Here is a 26,278-nt window from a genome sequence, read left to right on the forward strand (position 1 = left end):
GACAGTTGTAACGAAGTGTACAAAAAAGTAGCAGGGAGTCAATCTTTATTTATAACAATGCTTTATGAGAGGGCAAAAAGCCCATTCGAAAATGGGCTTTTTGTATGTAAGGTTTTTAATTGGTTTTAGAAACGATATTTAGCAGCTAAACCGAATTTGTTGTAGTCGTTGTTGCCATCTTCACCAAAACCAACACGGCCTTCAAGGCTGACTTGCGGGGTAAAGAATTTACGTGCATTGATACCAAATTCGTTAGTATCACCATAGTCACGGTCTTTGCTGTAGTAATCTACACCTAGGCTTAAGGTTTTATCGATGAAGTAATCTGCTGCAAGATTATATTCGTCTAAATCACCAAAACCTGCGCCTGCTTCTAAGTTAATATCTTTACCATTGCTTAGAGAAGTGACATATTTAGCGCGAAGAGTAGGATCTACGCCATCGTCATAATCGTTGTCATAGCCTTTTAGACCCGCAGCAATTAATAAACCTGGTGCTGGTAAATAACCCACTTCAGCGCCATAAACGGTCTCATCAAAATCGCCACCGCGGTCAAATTTCCTATCATCGCGACCAACATTACCACTCACATAGAAATCTGAGTTAGGGACAAAGACTTCAGCACCGACGCCATAACGATGACGTTCATTATCACCTACTTCGTCGTATTGGTATTTTGCGTTAACGTTACTTGCACGGTCTAAGAATGCTGCTTCTGCAAGTGGCGCATTACGTGTTTGAACTGGGTTGAAATAGTATGTGCCATCTACGCCAAAAGAGCCGCTTGAACTACCGTTGTCTGGATCAATTAGGCCAGCTGAAGCACCCACTTCTGCTTGGTATGCATGTGCAGTACCTGTGATCGCTAGAGCTGAAAGTAATGCTGAAGCAATTGCTAATTTTTTCATGGTATGTACCCCTCGTAAGTGGAACTGTATTTCATTAATTTTTTGTTACAACTTCAGTCTAGGGCAAAATAAAAAAGCGTCAACCAAAGGAAAGTTAATGCTCTGTATCTAAGGTTACATCGTGTAATTTTTTAAATTTAAATGATTGATAATAAATTATAAATTTATAATGTTTTGTTTTATTAAAATTGTGTAGATTATGTGGATTTCATAATTTTTGACGCTATTTTAACCAATTTTAACTCAAAATGTTTAGTCCGTTCGTCTGTTGAGAAAGCTTCTCAGACGTATTTTTTTTTTGGATGGTTCGCATTTGTATGCAGCTTGATTTTGGATCAAGTGAATACTTTTTGGGAGGCTAAAAAATTTTAAGCTCTAGAAAGAAGGGTGTGATTTTGTCGAATTTGAGATGAATAATCCCAGCCGTCGACTGTGATATAATCAGCGGCTATTTTTCGCTTTATATTGATTGAGAGTAATTCACGTGGAAATTAATCCGTATCTAAACCAATTAAAAGACTTAAACGACCGTGGTCTCACATTACGGGGGTATCTTTGACTACGATCTGAAAAAAGAGCGTTTAGAAGAGGTTCTCCGTGAATTAGAAGATCCAGCGATTTGGAATGATCAAAGCCGTGCACAAGCCATGGCCAAAGAAAAAGGCGAACTTGAAAACGTCTTAAATGTGTTAGATGGTTTGGCAACGCAGCTTGAAGATGCGCAAGCGATGCTTGATTTGGCAGTAGAAGCAGATGATGAAAGTCTGTTGGCTGATGTCCAAGCTGAATTGACTTCTGCAGAAGAAGAGTTAGCGAAGCTTGAATTCCGCCGTATGTTCAGTAACCCAATGGACCCAAATCCATGTTATGTGGAAATTCAAGCCGGTTCAGGTGGGACAGAAGCACAAGACTGGGCTTCAATGCTACTGCGTATGTATATGCGCTGGATTGAACGTCATGGTTTTAAAGCTGAATTGATGGAAGAGTCAGACGGCGATGTGGCTGGGATTAAGTCAGCAACGATTCGTGTGGAAGGTGAGTATGCCTATGGCTGGTTGCGTACCGAATCGGGTGTGCATCGCTTAGTGCGTAAATCGCCATTTGACTCGGGTAACCGCCGTCATACCTCATTCTCTGCTGTGTTTGTCTCGCCAGAAGTCGATGACAACATTGAAATTGATATCAACCCATCTGACGTGCGTACCGATACCTACCGTGCTTCGGGTGCAGGTGGTCAGCACATTAACAAAACAGACTCTGCGGTACGTTTAACCCACGCGCCAACAGGCATTGTAGTGGCGTGTCAGAACCAACGTTCACAACATGCCAACCGTGACCATGCGTGGAAACAGTTACGTGCGAAGTTGTATGAGTTGGAAATGAGCAAACGTAACGAAGCAGCGCAAGCACTTGAAGACTCGAAGTCGGATATTGGTTGGGGCAGTCAGATTCGTTCTTATGTATTGGATGACTCGCGTATTAAAGACTTACGTACGGGTGTTGAAAACTCCAACACAGGTGCAGTACTAGATGGTGACCTTGATAAGTTTATTGAAGCAAGCTTAAAACAAGGTTTGTAATTTAAATGATGAATGAAAGCAAAGGGTTATCAGCTATTTTACAATATATCTAAAAAAATCGATATTAAAATCGAAAAAATGCGATATATTAAGTAAAACAAGCTGACAACGCTTTGTTGCCCATTAAACGTGTCTTGAGTATGGATATAGATTTAATTTTTAAAGCCTTGGCTAATCCAACGCGTCGCCAAATTTTGGAATGGTTAAAAAAACCGGAACAATTTTTATCGAGTGACGAATGTGGTGACTTTAGACGCGGCGTATGTGCAGGTCATATCGAACGGTTGGGAAATGTATCGCAATCGACGATGTCGAACCATTTGTCCGTTTTACAGCAGGCCGGTTTAATTCAAGTGGAAAAATATGGACAATGGTCTTATTTTTCTCGCAATGAAGCGTTGATTCAGCAATTTATCGAACACCTACAACAACACCTTTAACAGGTGGGAGTAACGATGGCTGAATTAAATTCTCCTTTAACGCTCGGTGCGTTAGAGCTTAAAAACCGTGTCATCATGGCGCCGCTGACCCGTAACCGCGCAACTGCTGATCGCGTTCCAACCCCAATGATGGTTGAGTACTATGCGCAACGTGCAAGTGCTGGCCTGATTATTTCTGAAGCCACAGTGATTTCTGAAGAAGCCAATGGCTATTTGAATACTCCAGGATTGTTTACCGATGCTCAGGTCGAAGGCTGGAAAAAGGTCACTCAAGCGGTTCATGAGAAGGGCGGTCTGATTATTGCCCAGCTTTGGCATGTTGGTCGTGTATCGCATCCGGATCTGTTAAATGGTGAAACACCAGTCTCTGCAAGTGCAGTACAACAGGCGGGTCATGTCAGCTTACTACGTCCAAAACGTCCTTATGTATTGCCACGTCCTTTGGAGGTTTCTGAAATTCACGTGATTACCGAGCAATATAAGCAAGCCGCGATTCGTGCTAAAGAAGCCGGTTTTGATGGTGTGGAATTACATGCTGCCAATGGTTATCTGATTGACCAGTTCTTGCAAAGCAAAACCAATCAGCGTGAAGATGAATACGGCGGTTCAGTGGAAAATCGTACACGGTTCCTGCTAGAAGCAACTGATGCACTGATTGAAGTATGGGGCGCAGATCGTGTAGGGGTGCATTTTGCGCCGCGTTGTGATGACCATGACATGGGCGATGATAATCCACGTGAAACATTTGGCTATGCCATGGAGCAGCTGGGCAAACGCAAGATTGCCTTCTTCTTTACCCGTGAATATCTGGCTGAAGATAGTATTTCTGAATATATGAAAGAGCGTTCTGGTGGAGTGCCTTATATTGCCAATATGCAACTGAGTCGTGAAGATGCGATTGAGCTGTTGGCAGCTGAAAAGGCAGATGCCGTTGCATTTGGTAAAGCCTATATTGCGAATCCAGATCTGTATGAGCGTCTACTGCAAGATGCACCACTGAATGAACTGAAACTGGAAAACATGATTGGAACAGATGTCGCGGCAGGCTATGTGGACTATCCAACTTTAGCTGAAATGGAAACTGCTGCGGTTTAAATTGCTTTTCCGTTAAATTCGCGACAAGATAACAGCGTAATTCATGGGATAATATGAGTTGCGCTGTTTTATTTTTGCATTGATTTTTGGAGCACGTATTTGGCTACTCCTTTTTGGTATAACGCAGCACTTGCGCTGATCAAACCGCTGTATAAGTCTAAAATAAAAAAACGTGCAGAGACTACAGAACAATTTCAACAAGAATGTCTCGAACGTTTCGGGCCGTTTCAACCGGTTAAAAATCGCCAAGCGATTTGGTTCCATGTCGTGTCGGTGGGTGAAACCAACGCAGCGCAGCCTCTAATCGAGCATTATTTAAAAGCCGGTCATCCAGTCTTGGTGACCAATACCACTAAAACTGGGCAGGCGCGTGCCAAATCCCTATTTTTAAAAGTACCTTATTTAGACCTGTTCCAAGCTGTATATTTACCTGCAGATCAAAAGCCTTTAGTTCGTCAGTTTTTTGCATTGTATCAGCCCAAACTCTTGGCTTTGGTTGAAACGGAACTCTGGCCAAATTTAATTGCCCAAGCAGGGCAGAGTCAGGTGCCATGTATCTTGATTAATGCGCGCCTCTCTGAAAAATCAGCCAAAGGCTATGCCAAAGTATCTAGCCTGACGCAGCCGATGTTACAGGGGCTAGATCAGCTTTTGGCACAAGATCGGGCAACTGCAGAGCGCTTTATTCAGCTTGGTGCAGCGCCATCGGTAACACAGGTCGTGGGCAGTATTAAGTTTGATATTCATGCGCCAGAATCGGTTGTCAAACATGCAGCTCAGCTCAAGCAAGAATGGTCACTCGCTGGGCGTAAGATCATCACTATTGCCAGTACTCATGCACCCGAAGAACAAAAACTGTTAAGCGCGCTTAAGCCGTATTTGGATGCACAGTCTGAACTGTTGTGTATTGTTGTACCGCGTCATCCAGAACGTTTTGATGAGGTCTTTGCTGCTGTACAGAGTCTAAATTTAAATACCACTCGCAGGAGTACGGGACAAAGCATACAGGCGGACACCCAAGTCTATTTAGCCGATTCGATGGGGGAGATGTGGTTATGGTATGCCTTATCTGATGCTTGTTTTGTCGGGGGATCACTAAATGAACCGGGTGGCGGACATAATATTTTAGAGCCAATTGCGTTACATGTGCCGACGGTTTTGGGCAAAAACTATTTTAATTTCCAAACCATTGTCGATGAATTTGTACAAGCCGATGCAGTGAAAGTTGTTGAGGATGCTGAACAAGCTGCCGTGGTGTTGATGACACTGTTAGAGGATACTGAGCAGGCCAATACACTGAATCAATCTGCACAAAAGATTATGCAGTTAAATACGGGCTCTTTGAAAAAGCATATTCAAGTGATTGATGCTTATTTATAAAACTTGAGTGAGTTTGTCATTACTACAAATACTGTAGATTTTATGGATGGCTTTGCGTAGGTGGTTCTTACTTTTCAAAGATGAAAAGTAACGAAAATCTTTTGCTGTGCTAAAGGTACATCCTGTACCTCAGCACAGCGGGCGGCATCCTTGTCGCCTTTCACGATGACATGTGCTGATGAGGCCTTCACTGTTTGGATTTTTTCTATTTATTATGAATATCGTTCTGTTAGACCCGCGCCAAACTGAATCTGAACTCTGGTCCATTAGCGCTAAGCGTCAGCTTGAACATTTGCATCATCATTTAGAGTTGAAAGCCGGTGATACGTTAAAAGTAGGGATACAAAACGGAAAGCGTCATCTTACGCAAGTGGTTGATGTTTCTGAAACAGCTGTACGTATAAAACCCTTATATGAAGAACCTGTACCAGCCAAACTGCCAGTGACTTTAATTGTCGCGATGCCACGCCCTAAAGTTCTGCGTCGTTTGATTATGGATGCGGTGACTTTAGGGGTTGAAAAAATCATTTTGCTGCACAGCTATCGGGTTGATAAAAGTTATTGGCAAACCCCGTTCTTACAACAGTTGGATCAATATGTGACTTTGGGGCTAGAGCAGGCAGGTGATACGGTTGCGCCCAAAATTGAAATTTATAAACGCTTTAAGCCTTTTGTTGAAGATCAATTGCCAAGCTTAATTTCAGCCGATTGTCCTGCTTATGTGGCACATCCTTATAGCGATGCCAAAATGCCTTTTGCGATTCAGCATCCGTGTACGGTTGTGATCGGACCGGAAGGTGGATTTATCCCTTACGAAGTTGACCTACTTGTAAAAAACGGCTGCCAAGCGATGAGCTTAGGCAACCGTATTATTCGGACTGAAACCGTGATCCCTTATGTTTTAGGACGCTTATTTAGCGGTTGAGGCTTCTGTCGGGTAGCTGTCATTTTTTGCGACGCGAACTTCTTGAACTGGGTAAGGAATAGAAATCCCTTGCTCAGCAAAGGCCTGAACCACATATTCTTGTACTGAACTGATTGAGCCAGATACCGTGGTTTCTGTGGTGTTGACCCACCATTGGACTTTGAGGTTCACTGAAAAATCTGCAAGTGCAGCGACGTTCACGCTAAAACCTGGTTGACTTAAAATGGTCGTATCTCGGTCTAAAATACCTAAAATAATATCTTTGGCTTTTTTGATGTCATCTTCATAACCAATACCGACCAAGAATTCACAGCGACGACGTGGATAGGCGGTGTTAACGGTGACTGCACTGGTATACACAGTTGCATTTGGAATCACGATACGACGACCATCTGGCGCACGTAGGTAAGTGGCACGAATTTGAATATCTTCAACGTTACCTTCCATACCCGAGACAATGATGTCGTCGCCAATCTTAAACGGTTCACCCAGTAAAATCAGGATTCCTGAAAGTAGGTTTTGGAAGATGTCTTTAAATGCAAAACCAATCGCAACCGAGCCAATCCCCAAAGCACTCATCAGCTGACCAGGGGTGAAACCCGGAATCGCAATCACCATGGCAATCAGGAAGCCAATAAAGACGATGGCCGAACTGCCGACACGGTTCAGGACAAGGACAAGGTTTTGCTTGGTATAAGAACGATCAGACAGTGCTTTACGAACAAAAAGTTTAAACAGCTTGGAGAGCAAATAAAAAATGACGAAGGTAATCAGCGCAATACAAAAATAAGGCATACGCTCCCAAAAACTATCGACAAATTTGTCGATGGTGGAATAGGCGTCATTATATTTTGCCGTATGTGCAATTACACTTTGCGTGGTTTTCGCTGTCGCGTCATGTAGCATCTCTGACGTACCTTGAGCAACCTCGCTCAAGGTATTGGTTTGTTCTGACACTGGTGCTCCAATCGCTGAAAATTTGGCATATTTTGCCTGAAAATTGTGTGTATTTAATAGAGAAAAGCGTATGAAATTATCGCATTCTGGGTGATTGATAAACGGATAAAAATCTATCTGTCTGTTTTTTAAATGCTTGATTTTTTGAATCAAGGTGCTGAGCCATGCTCCTATGTATGAAATAGCACAGCCTGAAGTGTAACAATATTCTTAAAAAGCCTAGCTGGAACGACTTTACGTAGTTCGACGTTGTTCATGTTACGGATTAAACACAGGATCTCATTGAAAGATCACTATGAAATGTGTTTTAAATTGTAGAAATAATATACGACCAAAGCCGTGTTGATCTGTTTAAAAAACAATCGTCATACTGTGGTTATGCAGTCCAATAATAAACCAATAACTGTGGCATGAACTCTCGCGATGTGAGTCAGAATATAAGGAAGTATGATATGAAAGAAGTCTATCCTGTACCTGCTGAATTTGAAAAAACTGCGCGCACCAATGAACAAGAATATTTTGAACGCTATCAAAAATCGATAGAACAACCTGACGAGTATTGGGCTGAACAAGCGTTGAAGCTAGATTGGATCAAGCCTTTTAGCCAAGTTAAAAACACCAATTATGATAAAGACAATTTTAAAATTGAATGGTTTGCAGATGGTCAACTGAACTTAAGCGCCAACTGTCTTGATCGACATTTAAAAGAGCATCCGTATAAACCTGCCATTATTTGGGAAGGCGACCATCCCTCGCGCCATAAAATAATTTCCTTTGCTGAACTGTATGATGAAGTGTGTCGTTTTGCCAATGTCCTGAAAAAGCATGGGGTGGTGAAGGGTGATCGTGTGGTGCTGTATATGCCAATGATTTCAGAAGCAGCCATTTCGATGTTGGCCTGTGCCCGAATCGGTGCCGTGCATTGTGTGGTGTTTGGTGGTTTCTCGCCTGATTCATTGGCGAGCCGAATTGATGACAGTCAAGCCAAAATTGTGATTACCGCAGACTCTGGAATGCGCGGTGGGAAACCGATTCCGCTGAAAGAAAATGTAGACGCAGCATTGAATCTACCCGGGACAGACTCAGTACAGAACGTGATTGTGGTGCACCGTACAGGCAATCCAATCACGCTGAAAGAAGAGCGTGATTTGTGGTATCACATGGAGATCATGACCGTCAACGAGATTTGTCCACCTGAACCGATGAATGCCGAAGATCCCCTATTTATTTTATATACCTCAGGTTCAACGGGTAAGCCCAAAGGGGTGCTGCATACCACAGGCGGTTATTTAACTTATGTGAATAGTACCTTCCGTGAAGTGTTCGACTTAAAACAAGATGATGTTTTTTGGTGTACCGCCGATGTGGGCTGGATTACAGGGCACTCTTATGTGCTGTATGGCCCCTTGTCGAATGGAACCACAACGGTGATGTTTGAAGGAATCCCACAGTATCCAAGTTGGGCACGTACAGGGCATATTGTCGACAAACACAATGTGACGATTTTATACACGGCACCGACAGCGATCCGCGCCATGATGCGTGAAGGGGATGCCTTTGTCCGTGAGAGTGATCGTAGCAGTTTGCGTTTAATTGGTTCCGTCGGAGAGCCGATCAACCCTGAAGCATGGAATTGGTACTACACAGTGGTGGGGGAAAGCCGTTGCCCAGTGGTGGATACTTGGTGGCAAACTGAAACAGGCGGGATTTTAATTTCTCCACTTCCGGGTGCGACACCACTTAAACCAGGGTCTGCAACGCGTCCTTTATTTGGGATTCAACCAGCTTTGGTTGATGCTGAAGGCAAAGAGTTAGAAGGAGAAGCTGAAGGCAATCTGGTGATTAAGGATTCATGGCCGGGGCAAATGCGAACCATTTGGGGGGATCCTAAGCGGTTTATCGAAGCGTATTTTGCAACTTATCCGGGAACGTATTTCACGGGCGATGGCGCACGCCGTGATAAAGATGGTTACTACTGGATTACAGGACGGGTGGATGATGTACTGAATGTGTCAGGGCACCGTTTAGGCACGGCTGAAGTGGAAAGTGCTTTGGTGGCACATGAGGCGGTTGCTGAGGCTGCCGTAGTAGGAATGCCACATGAGATCAAAGGGCAGGGAATTTGTTCTTTTGTCACTTTACAAGCAGGCACAGCGCAAACGGAAGAGCTCCGTGCAGAGCTGATTCAGTGGGTAAGAAAGGTGTTGGGTCCTGTGGCAACACCAGATGCCTTACATTGGGCACCGTCTTTACCTAAAACACGTTCAGGCAAAATCATGCGCCGTATTTTAAGAAAAATTGCGGCGAACGAGTTAGATAGTTTGGGCGATACATCGACGCTGGCTGAACCGCAAGTGGTCGAAGTGTTGATTAAAGAAGTATATCCAAACGGATAAATGTTGGCTGAAGCCAAAAAGCCCATGTCTTAAATTTCAGACATGGGTTTTGTCTTTGTAGACGAACAGCTATTCAAGTATTTAGTTTTTATGTTTGGAGAATTTATAGCCTTGATCGCAAAAAGCAGTTACGACCACAAATAAACCTGCTAGCGCTAAAATTAGAATCACGCCTGTCGTGGAATGGGTTGGTGAAGCGGCTACCAATGACAAGGCACCTAAAGGTGCTAAGCCCCCTGCAATTGCTGTTCCAATTTCGCGGCCTGTACTTACACCAGTAGAACGGTTTTCCACGGCAAACTGACGACTGAGGAAAGATCCCTGTGGTGCAAACATCATTGGAGCAAGAATACCTGTTCCAATTGCTAAAGCGATGTAGATTGAAGTGTTGTCACCTGTTTCCAGTAATTTCATAAAGGGATAGGCAAACAGGATTGATAGAAAACCACCCAAGATCAGAACATTTCTACTGTTCCATTTGTCACACAACCAACCGAAGAATGGTACAGTGAAGATGGCAACCAAACTTGCAATGGTCACGGATAATGAAGTGACATGTGCCGTAACGCCTTGGAATTGAGTTAAATAAGCCAAAGAAAAGGTTTTAAAGATATAGCTCAAGGCGTTATAGCCAATTGCAATCAGAAAGACCACGCTTAGACCTTTCATATTGGTTTTTAAGATCTGTTTAAATGGGTTTTCAGTCGATTTTTCGACGTGTGCTTCAGAATAATCAGGCGTTTCAGGCAAACTCTTACGTACCCATAAACCAATAATCACCAGCACAAAACTGAGAATAAATGGAATACGCCAGCCACCATTAATTAAGAACTCATCACCATTTAAGGTTAATAAAAAGACTGTAAGTGAAGAGAGCAGGAGACCTAAGTTTAGACCCAGAGCAGGCCATGCACCTTGACTACCGCGTTTATCTTCAGAGGCATGTTCATACGAGGTAATTGCAGCACCCGCAAATTCAGCCCCTGCACCGAGGCCCTGAATAATACGGAAGGTCACCAACAACACTGCTGCCCAGATACCGATAGATTCATAGGTTGGAATAAGGCCAATAGCTGTAGTGCACAGTCCCATCAATAAGAAGGTGACAAACAGCATCTTCTTGCGCCCATATTTATCGCCAAAATAGCCAAAGAACAGCCCCCCTAGAGGGCGTGCGATAAAGCCAATCGCGAAAGTCGCAAAGGCTTTCAGACTGGCACTACCTGGGTCTGAAGTGTCAAAAAACACTTTAGCAAAGACAATCGAGGCCATGGTGGCATACAGATAGAAGTCATACCACTCTAACATGGAGCCGACAATGGTTGCGGTTGCTACTTTTTTGAGTCGCTTCTTTTTTTCTAATTCTGTTTCATGAGTATTGCTCATTTGATATTCCTTTATGAGAGTCAGTTTTTTATTAGTGGTGAGACATGACTTCGCGCACAATATATTCGGCAATCGCTAAAGATGAGGTCGCGCCCGGAGACGGGGCATTACGAATATGGGTGATATTGCCTTGTTTGCGAATGACAAAGTCATCGACCAATGAGCCATCAGCTTCCATAGCTTGAGCTCGAATGCCACGTGTTGCAGGTTCAACAGAGACGTCAGCAAGAGATGGCACATATTTGGCTGCTTCTGCGACAAAATTGGTTTGGCTGAGCACCGTTCTCAGCTCTCGTACCGCTGCGGGCATGTTTTTAGAGGAGAATTTCCAAAAACCTTTGTAAGTGAGGAAGTCGTAAATATCGGTGAGGTTAAATTTATTACCGGTATAGTTTTCACGGCCAAACGAAATAAACGCATTTGGTCCAATGGTCATCTGACCATCAATTCGTTTGGTGAAATGTACCCCTAAAAATGGATATTTAGGATCGGGTACAGGATAAATCAGACCTTTGACATGATTTTTGAATTGTTCATCAATCACATAGTATTGACCAAAGAATGGGACAATTTTTGGCGTGGCAATATCGCCTGAATTGCTCGCAAGTCGGTCAGACTGTAAACCTGCACAGGTTACGACGTAGTCAAACTGAGTTGGATAGACCTCATGATCGTCAAAATGTACACTGACTTTATTATTTTTTTCCGTCAAATTAATGACTTTTCGACCCAATACCAATGTGCCATTTTTCTGTTTAATTTCTTCTGCAATTTTTTTCGCAATTGCACCATAGCTGACAATTGCGGTACGTGGGGAATAGAGGGCTTTGGTCCCAATACAATTCGGTTCCACGTCTTGAATTTCGCCAGCTTGAAGAATACGGACATCAGGAACTTGGTTGGCCATTGCTTTTTTGTAGATTGCGTCGAGACGACCTTCTTCATCTTTAGAGAGTGCAACCACGACTTTGCCACATTCATCATAGGGAATTTGGTTTTCAGTACAGTATTGTTGAACCAGTGTCGCACCACGACGGCATAAGCGGGCTTTTAAGCCCCCTGGTTCATAATATAGCCCAGCATGTACTACACCTGAATTATGGCTAGATTGATGCATGGCAACATCAGTTTCTTTTTCAAATACCGTGACACGGGCATCTGGATAGTCCAACAGAAGTTGGCGGGCAACAGCCAATCCATTGATTCCCCCCCCGATGATGGCATAATGTTTATTCAGCATATTGATTCCCTTTGTAAAACCTCATGAAACTGATCCAAAAACCAAAAACATTAACTGAAGAAGCTTTTGAAATTTTGCAGGATGCAATTATCAATAATCACTTACAGTTCAATGTCTTGTACTCAGCAACAGAATTGGGTCAGATGCTTGGCGGCATTTCACGCACACCTGTGCGTGAAGCAGCACAAATGCTTGAAAAGATTGGTATTGTGAAAATTGAGAAAAATAAAGGGATACGTATTATTCCGACAACATTCACCACAATGATTGAATCCTTTCAAATCCGATTGATGCTGGAGGTTCCTCTGGTCTACCGTGCAACTAAGGTCAGAACAGAGCAAGATATTGAACATTTGAATGCTATTTTTGAGGAGTTCAAACTGAAGGCGGCCTCAAATGACATTACAGGGACTTTAAAAGCTGACCGGGATTATCATTTAGCGTTGTTACAAATCGTGGGCAATCAGAAAGCGATTGATATTATTAGCAATACCCGTAACCAAGTGTTAATCGCGGGTTCTGCAACCATTCCGCATTCGCGAAATTGTATGCAGACCTTTGATGACCATTTAAAGTTACATCATGCATTTGTGAGTGGAGATGCTCAACAAGCCGCTAACTTGATGAAAGATCACATAATAAATACCGCAACGCTACTGATAAACCAAGAATCGGAAAAACGTGAAAACTGGTCAGATTACAGTACCAATGACTATCTCAACTGGATCTAAAACTGATGGTAGCATGTTGCATGCAACATGTAAATTTTGAACAATCATTCCTGTGCGGAAATTTTATACGACTTTAGTCGTGGTTTTTGGCAGCGATTATTGATGTGAAATATGAGGCTCAACCCTTAGAGATTTGAACTGAGGAGGATCGAAAGGGCGCATGTGCATTGGTAAGCTGATTGATAATTAATATTTTTTAAAATACGCAAAAACGCCTGAGTCAGGCGTTTTTGTACAGCAATAATGTCAAAAATAAATCTAGCTTATCGCTGATGGATGCTTTCTAAGGTATCCACCATCGTCCGTGTCATCTGATCAATTTCATAATTGACGGCATCGCCGACTTGTACCGATGGCCACGTGGTCAGACGCAAAGTTTCAGGAATCAAATCAACTGAAATTTCATGGCTGTTACGATCAACACGGTTGACGGTGAGGCTACAACCATTCAGACCAATAAAACCTTTTAAGAAAAAGTATTTAATATTGCCCTCGGGAATGTGAAGATCCACATGCAGAGTCTCGCCGTGACGGCTCAGCTGCTTTACTGTAGCCGTTCCTTCGATATGTCCATACAAGTTGTGTCCCCCATTTTCCATCCCGACTTTGGCTGAACGTTCGATATTCACCTCATCACCTGCCTGTAAAGTGCCTAAAGTGGTCAGGCGTCGAGTCAAATCCGAAACATCAAAATGGACTTGATTGGCGGTCAGATCGATGTGTGTTGCAGTTAAGCAGGTACCATTGATGGCTACACTTGCACCGATAAAGACATCGTGAAAAAAGTTGTGTGTATTTGAAACCACAAGGGTGCTAAAACCGTCGCCTTGACGGACATCTAGAATTTTTTCTAAGCCTTGTACGATACCTGTGTACATTAGAAGCCTTCCTTCATTTGGGGTTTATGTTTAATGTAAATGATCTACACCTTGATGTGGCATTATTTTGAGTTGAGATGTGCTAAAGCTGTATCTTTGATTGGGTTTCGACGCCAATAATAGGGTTGCAAAAATCGGAGTAACAGACGTAAGGGCGTCATCCATACGATGCGAGTATGGCGATGTTTATTCTCTAAAATACGTTGAGCCAAATAGCGACAGACCACTTCGGGAGGATCGATAATAAACAAAAAAAGCCGTTTCATTTTGTTCCAGTGCTGAACATTGCCATTTTGCCAAGAGGATACCAGTAGGTCGGTTGCCACCATTCCGGGACTGAGCGTACCGACTTGAATGTTGGTCTGTTTGGTTTCTTTAAACAGTGCTTGACTAAAGTAACCTACGGCACGTTTGGTGGTGGCATAGGTAGTCATGCCTGCACTCCATTCACCCCGAGTACCCCAACCTTCCATATTGAAAATTTGACCATAGCCTTGTGCCAGCATGCCGTTTAAGGCTACTTGTGAGCCGAACATACTGCCTAGAATATTGGTTTGAACCACAGTCTGTATGTCTGCTGCTGCGAGATCTTTAAAGTCTAGTGTCGCTGTACAACTGCCTGCATTATTAATCCAAATCTGAACAGCACCAAAGTGTTGAATGGCTTCATCCCAAAGTGTTTGTACTTCATGGATCTGCGTGACATCACAAGTGACGGCATGAATCAGCGCAGCAGGAAAGCGATGCTGTAGCTGTTGCAGGGCGCTGTGCAAATCTGTGCTGTTTCGCCCAGAAATCACGACAGCTTGTTGTTGTTCCAAGAAGGCTTGAGCTAAACCCAAGCCGATACCTTTAGAACTGCCTGTAATGACGATGCAACCTGATTTTGAATTCATATGGATCCTTTACTTTATGAACTAAAGGACGTCGCTTTTTGTCTGTGAAGCATGCAATAACAAATGGATAGACTGATCATTGCAAGGTTCATGACCACAGGATTAAAAGCACGAATGAGACTGCCTGGTATTAGAAAAGCGACCAGTGCGAATAAAAACACCAAGCTAAAGATACTGAGGTAATGCAAATATTTACTTGAATTAAAGAGGAACAATAAAGCAAAAACACACTCAAGCACACCTGAGCCCTGACCTGCCAGTTGGGCCTGTGTGTAGGAAAGCCCAAAAGTTTGCCAAATGGCAATCTCATCGGGATTGATAAAAAGGATTTTAGGAATTAGACCTTGATAGCCCCATAAAAAGGCCAAAGAGAGATTAATGAATTTGGAAGGTTGGCTGTTGTTCATATCAAGTGGTTATTTTTTACTTTGTGTGGATTATACACCAATAAAAAAACCCTCAAGCCGAGCCTTGAGGGAAGAATAGAGTCACCTATGATTATTATTTTTTAGTTCGTGTCTGCTGCTTACCGAGCTAAGCAGATTTGGCAGTCTCAACGGATTGCTGCTGAGCTTCCAACTCACGAACCAATGGCAACACTTTGGCACCGAAGTATTCAACCTCTTCGATAAAATGTAAAAAACCTGAAAGGATTAAATCCACACCAACGGCTTTTAATTCCACAATACGTTCGGCAATTTGGCGTGGTGTACCAATCAAATTGGTTTTAAAGCCATCATTATATTGAACCAAATCTTCAAAGGTCGATTTGGCCCAGTTGCCTTCACCTTCAAGTGTTGATGCTCCCGCTTCACGGGTAGCCTCACCAAAGGCATGTACCGCTTGAATATTGGCTTTATCAATAATTTCTTGCAGAACCGTTTTCGCTTCTTCCTCGGTATCTCGGGCAATGATGAAAGCATTGACCCCAATTTTGACCTGATGACCATTTTGTTGGGCTTTTGCACGAATATCATCAATCTGTTTTTTGAGCTCCTCAGGGGTATTGCCGTTGGTGAAATACCAGTCTGAAACCCGCGATGCCATATCCCGTGCAGCGCGTGAACTGCCGCCTTGAAAAATTTCAATATGCGGCTTTTGCACAGGTTTGGGTGACAAGGTGTAGTCTTTGAACTGGTAGTATTTTCCATTGAAGCTATAGTTGTCTTGGGTCCAAACGCCTTTTAGTGCACGAATAAATTCTTCCGAGCGGGCATAGCGTTGGTCATGTTCAGGCCATGCTTCACCAATGGCATCAAATTCGCTGCGAAACCAACCACTAACCACATTAATCGCAATACGTCCTTGGGTTAAGTGGTCGATGGTTGCAAGCTGTTTTGCGGCAAGCACGGGTTTCCACGGGCCAGGTAAAATAGCGGCAATGACTTTGAGTTTGCTAGTTTTGGCTAAAATACCGTGACTAAAGCTGACCGACTCATGTTGGTTTTCTGCGTTATAACCCGCAGTAAAACGAATCTGAGTCAGAGCATAATCAAAGCCACTTTTTTCTGCAGCCTTCGCTAAACGGACGTTATAGTCATAACTCCAATCCGTACGTTGCTCAATATTACTTACCACTAAGCCACCGCTGACATTGGGAACCCAATAAGCAAACGTAATATTTTTATTCTGTTGTGACATGTGAAAACCCTCTCAATGCTTTTGCGTTAAGCGACCTGTGGTTTGGCTTTTTTCTGATGCAAGCGAGACTCGGCTGCATCTAAATTCGGAACTGCGGCTGAAGGCAGCACATCGTCTTGTTCGATTTGTGTGTTGATACCCAAGTTTTGATTTGCAAGTTGGGTCTTTTCTTTCACTACTTCTGCACGCTGACCTTTGGCAGGTGCCCATTCTAGAATGGGTAAAGCACGGGCCACAGCAAGGGTGATGCGATCTCGTAATAATTCACTGTGGATGGTATACGCGGGTGTAAAGTCTTTGTCTGTGGCATAGACACCAATAGGTAAAGTTTGCGCTTGGAAGAAACTAAATAATGGGCGGAGTTGATGCTCCAGTACCAACGCATGACGCTCACTGCCGCCTGAGGCTGCAAGCAGTACCGGTACATCGACCAGCGCCGTTTGCTCAACAAAGTCGAAAAAGTGTTTAAACAAACCAGTAAATGAAGCACGGTAAACTGGTGTTCCAACAATCAACGCATCGGCAGCTTCGACTGCGGCTAAGTCATCTTGCACACGTTGTGGCAGTTGATTGCGGTAAATCGCACCACCGAGCAGATGGCCAATTTCGCTGAATTTAATAAAATGTACATGGATTGGGGTTGCATCGCCCAGTTCATTTAATATTTCTTGTACTAGCGCCTCAGTTTTAGACGGGGTATTTAAACCGCCTGACACAGCGACAATATTGAGTGGTTTTTGCAGTAAAGTAGACATAAGGACAGCCCTAAAGTGTTGTATCTCGGAATGGGCTTATTTATCTAATATCTGCATTTGGTCTGTAAAATAAAGAAATAGCGTTAAGTTATCTAATTTTCAGATATATCTGTTGATGCCGAAAAAGACTATCTAAATTTTTATTAAATGGTTGTATTTTTTATATATATTTAAATTAAATAACCTTTTTCAATGTGCTGATAAATTTTATATCAAAATGTGATTAGTTATTTATATTTCAATATCGACTTGGAATTGAGGCTATTTTCCTGCCTAAAGCGTGATAAAGTGAAAAAAAGTTAGACTTTGCATATCCTTATCGGCACTTGTATGGTTAGAATAGTCAAGACTAGTGCACTCGAAATCTCTCGTTGCTTATGAATATATTAATCGTTGATGACCATCCGCTGTTTCGCCATGCGTTAATCCAAGCTGTTCGTTATAGCTTACCGCAAGCTCAAATTCATGAAACAGCCGCAGTAAACGAGTTTTATGAACGCCTTGAAAAAGGTCCTGAACCTGATTTGGTGCTATTGGACTTAAACTTACCAGGTGCTTCGGGTTTTTCTGCATTGGTACATGTTCGTGCCCAGTATCCATCATTACCGATTATTGTCGTTTCAGCGCATGAAGAGACGTCGATCATTCAGCGTTCAATTGCGCATGGTGCGATGGGGTATATTCCAAAGTCGGCACATCCAAGTCATATTGGCGAAGCAATTCGCGAAGTCTTAGATGGTGAAATTTGGTTGCCGCCAAATTTACCTGCTAACATGAACTTTGACCCACGTGCTGCCGATGAAACTGCACTGGCTGAGCGGATTCAATCCTTAACGCCGCAGCAGTTCCGTGTTTTGATGATGGTGGCAGAAGGTTTGCTGAATAAGCAGATTGCTTATGAACTTGATGTTTCAGAAGCGACAATTAAAGCGCACGTGACTGCGATTTTCCGTAAGCTCGGGGTACAAAACCGAACTCAAGCGGTCCTTGCGATCAATGCTTTAAATATTGAAGAAAAACGCATGTAAGCTGATCTATTGAATTAAAAAAGCGCTGAATCATCAGCGCTTTTTTTGGTCTTAAGTTTAAGCCAAGCAGTTTTGTTTGCTGGTGACATCAGTACAAAATAAAGGATTTAAAGCACATTGCAGATCATCAATTTGCTCTTCAGAGACATAGCCCTGTTGTTTCAAATAAGCCGCAACACGGTCATCGCGCAGACTTAAAAAGGCCGCATCATACACGCCAAGATCGACAAATAAAGCCGCCGTTTCTAAGCTATTGAAACGGTCTAAGTAGATTTCGTTGTCATACATGAGGAAAATATGGTCTTGTGTTCCTTGCGCATCAATACTTAATCGATCCGCCAAGACTTGCGGTGGTGTTTTAATAAAGAGCAGATCCGACAATTGGTCAAACTGGGTGGTGTCGAGTTGATCCTGATCGGTTTTGACTTTACCGAGCCATGCTTTAAACACCAAAACTGCACCGCCGCGAAGGAGCATGCTCCACATTTGATGGCGCACATCTGCACTGAGTCCGCTGGATTCGGCTTCCAATGCCAGCAAGAACGGGTCTTCTTGTTGCTGAAGTTTTTCAAATAGACCTAAACCTTGCGGTTGGTAAGCCGCGGGGCGAAACACATCAAAGTCGAGTTGTTCAAACACTTGTAATGCGAGGGGAATAGCGGTGTGATACAGCGTATCTAAGGCCTGAACATGAGTCTCGCTGAGTTTACTTTGTTTAAAGAGTTCAACCCAGTCGATACTGGGTAAAAAGGCATTGGCACTATACTGGCGCAGAAATTGTTGCGACTGATCTGAGCCATGTGGCATTGCTTTAGAAATGTTCATCATAAAACTCCAAGAGAAGGATGATCAGTTTCTTCAGCGAAGGAAGGGGTATATAGGTAGAAAAACTGATCTTTTCTTAGTCCTAGTTATCTGCCAATCCCCTATGGAGATGAATAAGACTAAAGTCGTAGTTTATGTTTTTATGCATATTTAGTTTAGATAAAACAGGTGCTTGAGAAATTGTAACTAAGTATACAAGTGTTCACTAATGTAATTGGTGTATTTTGCCATAGTAAAAGTAGGTGTGTAATTTTTAGCCAATATTGTTGGGCTTCAACGTGCTGAAAATGAGCACTTTTGTAGAAATCTTTAAAATTTTAGTCAGTTTGCCATGTATACAGAGCCTAAAAAAGACAAAACCCAAGTCATATGACTTGAGTTTTGTGAGTAAATGTAGTGAATTTATTCAGGATTTGAAATTTTTAAACCCGATAACCATGCTCGTAAAGAAGCAGGTTTTAATGGTTTTTTCAAAAGCACGATATTCATATCTTTGACCCGTTGTGGCAGTTCAGGATCTGAGTCTGCGGTAATCAAAGCGACCGGGACATTTTCTTGACGATTGGCCAAAATAAAGTCCAAACCAATTTTGTCATGATTTAAGTGCTGATCGACCAACCAGACCTGAATGCTTTCTTGCTGAATCATCTCAAAAGCCTGTTCAGGTTCAGTTGCTTTAAACACTTGATAACCCCATTTGGTGAGTAAAGTCGACATCCCTTCTAAAATGGTTTCATCATTGTCCAAGCACAAAATCTTATAGGCTTTGGTTTTGAGTGGAACTGCTTGTACAGGCGCTGCTACGACTTTTGGTGGGTCAATGATTGGTACTTCAATCATAAAGCATGAACCTTTGCCATACTCTGAATAGACATGTACTGGGTAGTCGAGCAGGCTGGTCATCCGCTGTACGATGGCCAAGCCCAAGCCAAGCCCTTGCTCACCCCATGGTGAGGTATGACCGCAGCGCTCAAACTCTTGGAATAGTTTGATTCGTTGTTCTTCTGCAATCCCGGGTCCTGTATCCCAAACTCCAATTCGAATATGGCGTGGTTTGTCCGTGGAGCGGAGTACGCCCACCACCACTTTGCCTTTGGCAGTGTAGCGTAGGGCATTACTGACAAAGTTCTGAATAATACGGCGAATCCATTGTGGGTCGGTATCTATCCAGAACTGAGCATCATGTACGCTGAAACGAATACCGCGCTGTGCTGCAATGGATTTAAACTGCAATTCGAGGTCACTGAGTAAATCATGCAGCGGATAAGCCTGACGGTTGGGTTGAATGGTGCCACCTTCAAGACGGGCAATATCCAACAGGGCAGACAACATACTTTCTGCACCGTGTAAGGCACGATCAAGCTGTTGTAAGGTTTTACGGTCTTCTTCACTTTGTACGCTTTGTTCTAAAGCTGTACTGAACAGACGCGCAGCATGCATCGGTTGCAATAAGTCATGACTGGCCGCGGCAATAAAGCGGCTTTTCGACATATTGGCTTTATCGGCTTGTTCACGTGCCAGTTGTTGTTCAGTCAATGCATCTGCTAACTGTTGAGTTCGGTCTTGGACACGCGCCTCCAGCATGGCTTCATTTTCACGGAAGGCGGTAATGTCGGCGAAGGTGGTGACAAAGCCGCCGCCTTCAATTGGATTGCCACGCATTTGAATGACACGACCATCTTTACGAATGCGTTCAAACTCGTGTGCGCTACCGACTTGCATCCAGTGCATCCGTTTCCGTACATGTTCTTCGACCGAACCCGGGCCACATTCGCCGCGCTCTGCGTTATACCGAATCAAATCGGAAATTGGACAACCGACATAGACAATGTCCTTCGGATAATCAAACAGTTTTAAATATTGGTTATTCCATGCCACCAAACACATATTTTCATCGACCACACTCACCCCTTGGGTCATGTGGTCAATCATGGTCATGATCAGGTTTTGATTAAAACGTTGCCACTGTGAGGCTTGGTCTAGAATGTTTGCCACTTGCCCCAAAGCGAGGCCATTGTTGACCATTGCGGTGGTGAGCAGGGTACGTGCCGATGCAGCGCCAATCGTGCCTGCTAAATATTGTTCGGTAAAACGCCACCACATGCCGTTGGCATTGCTGTTTTCATTCAGCACCACATTGTTCTGGGCACAGAACTGTTGGAAAGCGCGCATAGTTGCGCCATCGCCAGTAATCCGTTTGGCTAAGGTGATTAAATCACCAACTTTTAAGCGTGCAACATCGTGATGAATGTAGTTGATGTCTGTTGACGTGCTCTGTGTTGGCAGTGGCTTAGTTTCATAATAGAAAAAGCTTTCTGCTTGAATTTGTTCGGCCACGCTGGGGCGGAAAATTCGGGAAATCCAAATGTATAAAATAATATTCAGACCCAGTGCCCACACCACCCCATGGGTAAGTGCGGCAAAGGATTCAAAACCGAGCAGGGCTTCAGGACGTAACCAGTTAATGCCCATTGGCCCGAAATTGAGAAAGCTTTCGGTAAAGTGTGAATATTCAGCAGGCAAACTGCGCAGTACAGTGGGTAACAGTAGGGTGTAGGCCCACATACCAAAACCAGCCAATAAACCTGCATAGACGCCTTGTTTACTGCCGCCACGCCAGTACAGACCACCTATGAGGGCAGGTGAGAACTGAGCCACCGCACTAAAGGCCAACAAGCCAAAGACTGAAAGTTGGTCAATGTCATTGAAAAAATGGAAGAACAAAAAGCCCAATAACATTACGGCTAAAATACAGACCCGACGGGTAAATTTAAGCACCAAGGGTAAGCGTTTATCGTGGCGGGACAGTAAATTAGTACGCCATAAGGCAGGCATGATCAAGTCATTACTGAGCATGATCGATAGTGCCACTGAAGACACCAACAGCATACCCGTAGAGGCAGAGAAGCCGCCTAAAAAGGCCAATAGGGTTAACCAGTCTTGGCCATAACTTAAAGGTAAAGACAAAACCGCTACATCGGGAATCGCTAAGTAACCTGGCGTTGCATGCAGCGCCCAACTGGCAATCGGGATAATAGCAATGATGGTTAAAACTAAATAGACTGCGAACCAGCGCCGTGCCCCGCGAATATGCTTTTCATCACGCAATTCGACCACAGCGACGTGGAACTGACGCGGTAAGCAAATGATCGCGAGTCCAGCCAACAAGGTTTGAATCCAAAATGTATCGGGCACCCCAATGAGTTGTACTTGATGGAAAGTCTCTGCGACATCTTTGGAAATTTGATGGATGTTTTCAGGTGCAGCAAACACGAAAAAGAGTGCGACACACAGCAAAGCAAACAGTTTGACAAAAGACTCGAAGGCAACCGCCAACATCAGACCACCATGTTGTTCTGTATTGGCAATCTGTCTAGTCCCGAAAATCATGGCTAAAATGGCCAAAATACCGGTGAGGAATAGCACACCGTTGGTGGTCGAGGCGATGCTGCCTGCGGTAGGTTCTAAAATCACCGCGGCACTGAGTGCAATGGCACGTAGCTGTAGGGCAAGGTAAGGGATAATCGCAATGACGGCGAGGATGGTCACCATTGAGGCCAAAGGCCCACTTTTACCATAGCGTGCAGCGACAAAATCGGCAATTGATGAAATAGCATGATGCTGACGAACGCGGCCTAAACGACGCCAAATGTCATAGCCCAGTGCGACGAAAAGTAGTGGGCCAAGGTAGATCGGCAGAAAGATAATGCCTTCACGAACTGCTGCACCTGTTGCGCCATAAAAGGTCCAAGATGAACAGTAGACCCCTAAAGTTAAACTAAACAATAGCATGCGCCCACGCGTGCTCAGGCGGCTGGCGTGTTTCTCACCAAAAAAGGCGCAGATAAAGAGTAAGACGATATAGAGGGCCAATACCCCGATAATGAGCCAGCTGTTCATTTTACCTAAAGTTTTTCCATCATCTCGGCCATCATAGCGCATCTGGGATAGCGGCTGCTGAGCTTGTTTAAAATTTACAGACCAAAGTCTAAATTACAACCCATACAGAAGCTTGCTACTTTAGCAAATGTAATAATTCGAATTAAAAAATTGTATCTACGGTTGGATACAGACAGGAGTATGGTTATGGATGAGAGACAAGTAGAACAGATTCTACAAAATCCCAAATTCAAGGAAATGGTTAGTCGTAAAAGTAAACTGAGCTGGACACTGACAACTATTATGTTGGTTGTATACGTTGGTTTCATGTTGTTGGTCGGCTACAACAAAGAATTTTTAATGACTTCAGTCAGTGGTGGGGTGACCACGATTGGCATGCCATTGGGTCTAAGCATTATTGTATTGTCTTTCCTTTTATGTGGTGTGTATTCGTATATCTCGAATAACAAACTCGACGCATTAAATGAAGAAGCAATGCGTGAAGTCGAAGCCATTGCGCAAGAGAAAGGACAGCACTAATGAAATGGAATTCATTGAAAGCGCTTACAGTCGCTGCTATCGCACTGTTGACTTCGAGCCTAGCACTTGCAGGCCCAGATTTGGGTGAGGCTCAACAACAAGCGACAAACTGGCATGCAATTATCATGTTCGGTATCTTTGTCGGATTTACTTTACTCATCACCAAATGGGCAGCAAAACAAACCACCAACACTGCTGACTTCTACACAGCAGGTGGCGGGATTTCAGGTTTCCAAAATGGTTTAGCGATTGCGGGTGACTATATGTCCGCAGCGTCATTCTTGGGTATTTCCGCAATGGTTTTCAGTTCAGGCTTCGACGGCTTGCTGTATTCATTGGGTTTCATGGTCGGTTGGCCAATCGTATTGTTCTTGGTGGCTGAACGTCTACGTAACTTAGGTAAGTTCAACTTATCTGACGTAGTGTCATTCCGTTTAGCGGAAAAACCAGTGCGTACGCTTGCAGCAGTAAGTTCTTTGGTTGTCGTTGCATTCTATCTGATCGCTCAGATGGTGGGTGCAGGTCAGCTGATCAAACTGTTATTTGGTTTGAACTACAACATTGCTGTAGTAATTGTTGGTCTTCTGATGATGGCTTACGTGATCTTCGGTGGAATGTTGGCAACGACTTGGGTACAGATTATTAAAGCTGTAATGCTTTTGTCTGGCGCGACATTCATGGCTTTCATGGTGATGAAAGGCGTGGGCTTCAGCTTCTCTGAAATGTTCACCCAGTCAATTCAAGTTTTCTCTAAAGTACATGACATTTCTTTAGCAGAAGCGGGCAATATCATGGGCCCAGGTAAACTTGCAGCGAACCCAATTGATGCCATTTCTTTAGGTTTGGCTTTAATGTTCGGTACAGCGGGTCTACCACACATCTTAATGCGTTTCTTTACCGTTAAAGATGCTAAAGAAGCACGTAAATCAGTGGTTGTAGCAACGGGTTTCATTGGTTACTTCTACCTTTTAACTTTCATCATTGGTTTTGGTGCGATCCTTTATGTATCGAATAACCCACAGTTCATTGATGTCGCGAAAATGGCAGTAACGGGCAAACTAGAGCTTGTTGGTGGTAACAACATGGCAGCGGTTCACTTGTCTGATGCATTGGGCGGTGACTTGTTCATGGGCTTCATTTCAGCAGTGGCGTTCGCAACGATTCTTGCTGTTGTTGCAGGTCTGACCTTGTCAGGTGCTTCAGCAATCTCGCATGACTTGTACGCAAACGTATTCAAGAAAGGTCAAACGACTCCTGAATCTGAACTTCGTATGTCTAAAATCGCGACTTTAGGTCTTGCTATTTTTGCAATGATTTTAGGGATTCTGTTCGAGAAACAAAACGTTGCCTTCATGGTTGGTTTAGCATTCTCTGTAGCAGCATGTGCCAACTTCCCAGTGCTTGTACTGTCAATGTTCTGGAAAGGTTTAACCACGCGTGGTGCGGTGATTGGTGGTGTGATTGGTCTAACGACTGCGGTGGTACTCATTATCTTATCTAAAGCAGTTTGGGTCGATACATTGGGTATTTCTGAAACCCCAGTGAACCCATTCAATGGTCCAGCAATCTTTGCAATGCCATTGGCGTTCTTCTGCTGCTGGTTGTTCTCTGTGACTGATAACTCAGCACGTGCACAAGCAGAACGTAAAGCATTTGATGCGCAGTATGTACGTTCGCAAACAGGTATTGGTATTTCAGGCGCTTCAGATCACTAATCTGAACCTGAACTAAAAAAAGCCCCATTGATTGGGGCTTTTTTTATGGTGTTGAATACCTAATTTTGTTGGCTTTGAATGCTGAAAGACCTAGATCGTGACATTCACTACTCAAGCAGTACTCAAATTGTTGGACAAAATGAATCGACTGACACGAACAAAAAGCATCGGTTTCAGTGGCTATTCATGCTAAGTTAAAATAGCGAGAACAAGAACCAATCAAACTTGGCTTTAAAAACAACAGGCTGCATATGCAAGTATTTGTCGAATTTTGGAAAGGTTTCCGTCTACTGCCTTCAGCATGGTTACTGCTGTTGCAATTTATTATGCTGATTTTGGCGCTGTTGAGCGGCCATAGCCTGTCCTTACGTGTATTGGTTTGGGGCTTAGGTGTTTTGGTCCTGTTACTCATTGCCAAGGTCATTCGTCAAACTCCCGTGTTTACCATCCTCGGCTTGAGCTTTGTTGGTGGGGCGTTGTTCTTTTCCTTACTGATTTTGCTGGGTGCGCGAGATCCGATGCTGTTGGTGATTAGTCATGCCTTTGAGGCGATGGCCTATTTTATTGCGGCCTATGGCTTGCTGCGCTATATGTTTGCAGACCGTTATTTGACCAAAGATGAGCTATTTGCTGCAGGGGCAGTGTTTACGCTTATTGCATGGGGTTTTGCCTTTTTATATAGCATTTGCCAGATTTTAGAACCGAATAGCTTTTTAAATCCCAATGTGGCGGGCGCACAGTCATGGCTTGATTTATTATTTTTAAGCTTTAGTTTGCAGTCGGCGACAGGTTTGTCCGATTTAATGCCATTAACACCGCTGGCTCGTATGATTGCGATGTTACAGATGTTTTGTGGGGTGATGTATTTGGCTTTAGTCGTCTCACGCTTGATTGCCTTGCAGTATATTCAGCATCGCCCCAATGATCATAAAGAAAATTAAACTGTTACAGGATTCGCACTGCCTTATTTTTAAACATAAATTATGATGGAACAGAATCGTTAAATTTTAAGCTATTCATTCTTCACTTTTTATTAGACTCGTCTAATTAACCATTTTGGTTATATCTTTGTACTAAAAATAA

22 protein-coding genes are annotated in these 26,278 nt (G+C 43.5%); 11 read left to right on the forward strand and 11 right to left on the reverse strand.

What is annotated here, in order from left to right; genetic code table 11:
- Window positions 1-125: 125 nt before the first annotated feature.
- Window positions 126-908: a putative porin gene (locus ACSC9N_RS00815; RefSeq protein WP_130235401.1), complete on the reverse strand. Its 783-nt coding sequence runs from the start codon at window positions 906-908 to the stop codon at window positions 126-128.
- Between the two features lie 484 nt (window positions 909-1,392).
- Here ACSC9N_RS00815 and prfB point away from each other — a divergent pair.
- The 5 genes from prfB (at window position 1,393) to ACSC9N_RS00840 (ending at window position 6,328) form a co-directional block, all read left to right on the forward strand.
- Window positions 1,393-2,488, forward strand: a protein-coding gene (prfB, locus tag ACSC9N_RS00820; protein WP_100222790.1) for a peptide chain release factor 2 whose coding sequence is annotated in 2 segments (ribosomal slippage) — window positions 1,393-1,464 and window positions 1,466-2,488 — 1,095 coding nt in all. Because the reading frame shifts where the segments join, the coding sequence is not laid out codon by codon here.
- 140 nt (window positions 2,489-2,628) lie between these two features.
- Complete coding sequence (locus tag ACSC9N_RS00825) at window positions 2,629-2,928, forward strand: ArsR/SmtB family transcription factor (protein ID WP_004978252.1); 300 nt, start codon at window positions 2,629-2,631, stop codon at window positions 2,926-2,928.
- 15 nt (window positions 2,929-2,943) lie between these two features.
- Window positions 2,944-4,023: an alkene reductase gene (locus tag ACSC9N_RS00830; protein ID WP_159152729.1), complete on the forward strand. Its 1,080-nt coding sequence runs from the start codon at window positions 2,944-2,946 to the stop codon at window positions 4,021-4,023.
- Between the two features lie 99 nt (window positions 4,024-4,122).
- Window positions 4,123-5,403 carry a 3-deoxy-D-manno-octulosonic acid transferase gene (locus tag ACSC9N_RS00835; RefSeq protein ID WP_159152728.1) on the forward strand — a complete coding sequence of 427 codons (1,281 nt, stop codon included), beginning with the start codon at window positions 4,123-4,125 and terminating at the stop codon, window positions 5,401-5,403.
- A 214-nt stretch (window positions 5,404-5,617) separates the two neighbouring features.
- Window positions 5,618-6,328, forward strand: coding sequence for a 16S rRNA (uracil(1498)-N(3))-methyltransferase (locus ACSC9N_RS00840; RefSeq protein WP_159152727.1), 711 nt, complete (start codon window positions 5,618-5,620; stop codon window positions 6,326-6,328).
- Here the strand turns inward: ACSC9N_RS00840 and ACSC9N_RS00845 are convergent.
- The gene (locus ACSC9N_RS00845) at window positions 6,314-7,285 is read right to left on the reverse strand and encodes a mechanosensitive ion channel family protein (RefSeq protein WP_087526697.1); all 972 of its coding nucleotides are present in this window, start codon (window positions 7,283-7,285) and stop codon (window positions 6,314-6,316) included. The genes ACSC9N_RS00840 and ACSC9N_RS00845 overlap by 15 nt on opposite strands.
- A gap of 452 nt (window positions 7,286-7,737) precedes the next feature.
- Here ACSC9N_RS00845 and acs point away from each other — a divergent pair, with 452 nt between their 5' ends.
- Entirely contained in the window at window positions 7,738-9,681 is a 1,944-nt protein-coding gene (gene acs / locus ACSC9N_RS00850) for an acetate--CoA ligase (protein ID WP_159152726.1), read from the forward strand.
- Between the two features lie 81 nt (window positions 9,682-9,762).
- Here the strand turns inward: acs and ACSC9N_RS00855 are convergent, their stop codons facing one another.
- Together ACSC9N_RS00855 and lhgO are read right to left on the reverse strand one after the other, a co-directional pair.
- Entirely contained in the window at window positions 9,763-11,067 is a 1,305-nt protein-coding gene (locus tag ACSC9N_RS00855) for an MFS transporter (RefSeq protein ID WP_159152725.1), read from the reverse strand.
- 31 nt (window positions 11,068-11,098) lie between these two features.
- Window positions 11,099-12,307 carry an L-2-hydroxyglutarate oxidase gene (gene lhgO / locus ACSC9N_RS00860; RefSeq protein WP_159152724.1) on the reverse strand — a complete coding sequence of 403 codons (1,209 nt, stop codon included), beginning with the start codon at window positions 12,305-12,307 and terminating at the stop codon, window positions 11,099-11,101.
- 23 nt (window positions 12,308-12,330) lie between these two features.
- On the opposite strand from lhgO, the gene ACSC9N_RS00865 reads away from it, so the two are divergent.
- A complete protein-coding gene (locus tag ACSC9N_RS00865) occupies window positions 12,331-13,038 on the forward strand; it encodes a GntR family transcriptional regulator (RefSeq protein ID WP_159152723.1) in 708 nt (235 codons plus the stop codon).
- A 263-nt stretch (window positions 13,039-13,301) separates the two neighbouring features.
- Here the strand turns inward: ACSC9N_RS00865 and ACSC9N_RS00870 are convergent, their stop codons facing one another.
- From ACSC9N_RS00870 to msuE, 5 genes are all read right to left on the reverse strand, one after another.
- A complete protein-coding gene (locus tag ACSC9N_RS00870) occupies window positions 13,302-13,916 on the reverse strand; it encodes a riboflavin synthase subunit alpha (protein WP_159152722.1) in 615 nt (204 codons plus the stop codon).
- A 62-nt stretch (window positions 13,917-13,978) separates the two neighbouring features.
- Entirely contained in the window at window positions 13,979-14,812 is an 834-nt protein-coding gene (locus ACSC9N_RS00875; RefSeq protein WP_159152721.1) for an SDR family NAD(P)-dependent oxidoreductase, read from the reverse strand.
- 14 nt (window positions 14,813-14,826) lie between these two features.
- Complete coding sequence (locus ACSC9N_RS00880) at window positions 14,827-15,219, reverse strand: DoxX-like family protein (protein WP_159152720.1); 393 nt, start codon at window positions 15,217-15,219, stop codon at window positions 14,827-14,829.
- A gap of 127 nt (window positions 15,220-15,346) precedes the next feature.
- Complete coding sequence (sfnG, locus tag ACSC9N_RS00885; protein ID WP_178895759.1) at window positions 15,347-16,453, reverse strand: dimethylsulfone monooxygenase SfnG; 1,107 nt, start codon at window positions 16,451-16,453, stop codon at window positions 15,347-15,349.
- A gap of 26 nt (window positions 16,454-16,479) precedes the next feature.
- Complete coding sequence (gene msuE, locus ACSC9N_RS00890; RefSeq protein WP_078425075.1) at window positions 16,480-17,208, reverse strand: FMN reductase; 729 nt, start codon at window positions 17,206-17,208, stop codon at window positions 16,480-16,482.
- 377 nt (window positions 17,209-17,585) lie between these two features.
- Between msuE and ACSC9N_RS00895 the strand changes: the two genes are divergently transcribed.
- Complete coding sequence (locus tag ACSC9N_RS00895) at window positions 17,586-18,236, forward strand: response regulator (RefSeq protein WP_004691689.1); 651 nt, start codon at window positions 17,586-17,588, stop codon at window positions 18,234-18,236.
- 57 nt (window positions 18,237-18,293) lie between these two features.
- On the opposite strand, the gene ACSC9N_RS00900 is transcribed toward ACSC9N_RS00895, so the two are convergent.
- Window positions 18,294-19,061: a hypothetical protein gene (locus ACSC9N_RS00900; protein WP_159152769.1), complete on the reverse strand. Its 768-nt coding sequence runs from the start codon at window positions 19,059-19,061 to the stop codon at window positions 18,294-18,296.
- A gap of 402 nt (window positions 19,062-19,463) precedes the next feature.
- Complete coding sequence (locus ACSC9N_RS00905; RefSeq protein WP_159152768.1) at window positions 19,464-22,961, reverse strand: hybrid sensor histidine kinase/response regulator; 3,498 nt, start codon at window positions 22,959-22,961, stop codon at window positions 19,464-19,466.
- A gap of 186 nt (window positions 22,962-23,147) precedes the next feature.
- On the opposite strand from ACSC9N_RS00905, the gene ACSC9N_RS00910 reads away from it, so the two are divergent.
- The 3 genes from ACSC9N_RS00910 to ACSC9N_RS00920 all read left to right on the forward strand — a co-directional run bounded on the left by ACSC9N_RS00910 (window position 23,148) and on the right by ACSC9N_RS00920 (window position 26,136).
- Window positions 23,148-23,480, forward strand: coding sequence for a DUF485 domain-containing protein (locus ACSC9N_RS00910; protein WP_058870483.1), 333 nt, complete (start codon window positions 23,148-23,150; stop codon window positions 23,478-23,480).
- Complete coding sequence (locus ACSC9N_RS00915) at window positions 23,480-25,195, forward strand: cation acetate symporter (protein ID WP_183174706.1); 1,716 nt, start codon at window positions 23,480-23,482, stop codon at window positions 25,193-25,195. The genes ACSC9N_RS00910 and ACSC9N_RS00915 overlap by 1 nt, the downstream gene beginning before the upstream one ends.
- Window positions 25,196-25,446: 251 nt before the next feature.
- Window positions 25,447-26,136 carry an ion channel gene (locus ACSC9N_RS00920; RefSeq protein WP_004691682.1) on the forward strand — a complete coding sequence of 230 codons (690 nt, stop codon included), beginning with the start codon at window positions 25,447-25,449 and terminating at the stop codon, window positions 26,134-26,136.
- Window positions 26,137-26,278 lie beyond the last annotated feature (142 nt).

Source organism: Acinetobacter sp. PC34 (genome assembly GCF_051789135.1).
GTDB lineage: Bacteria > Pseudomonadota > Gammaproteobacteria > Pseudomonadales > Moraxellaceae > Acinetobacter > Acinetobacter johnsonii.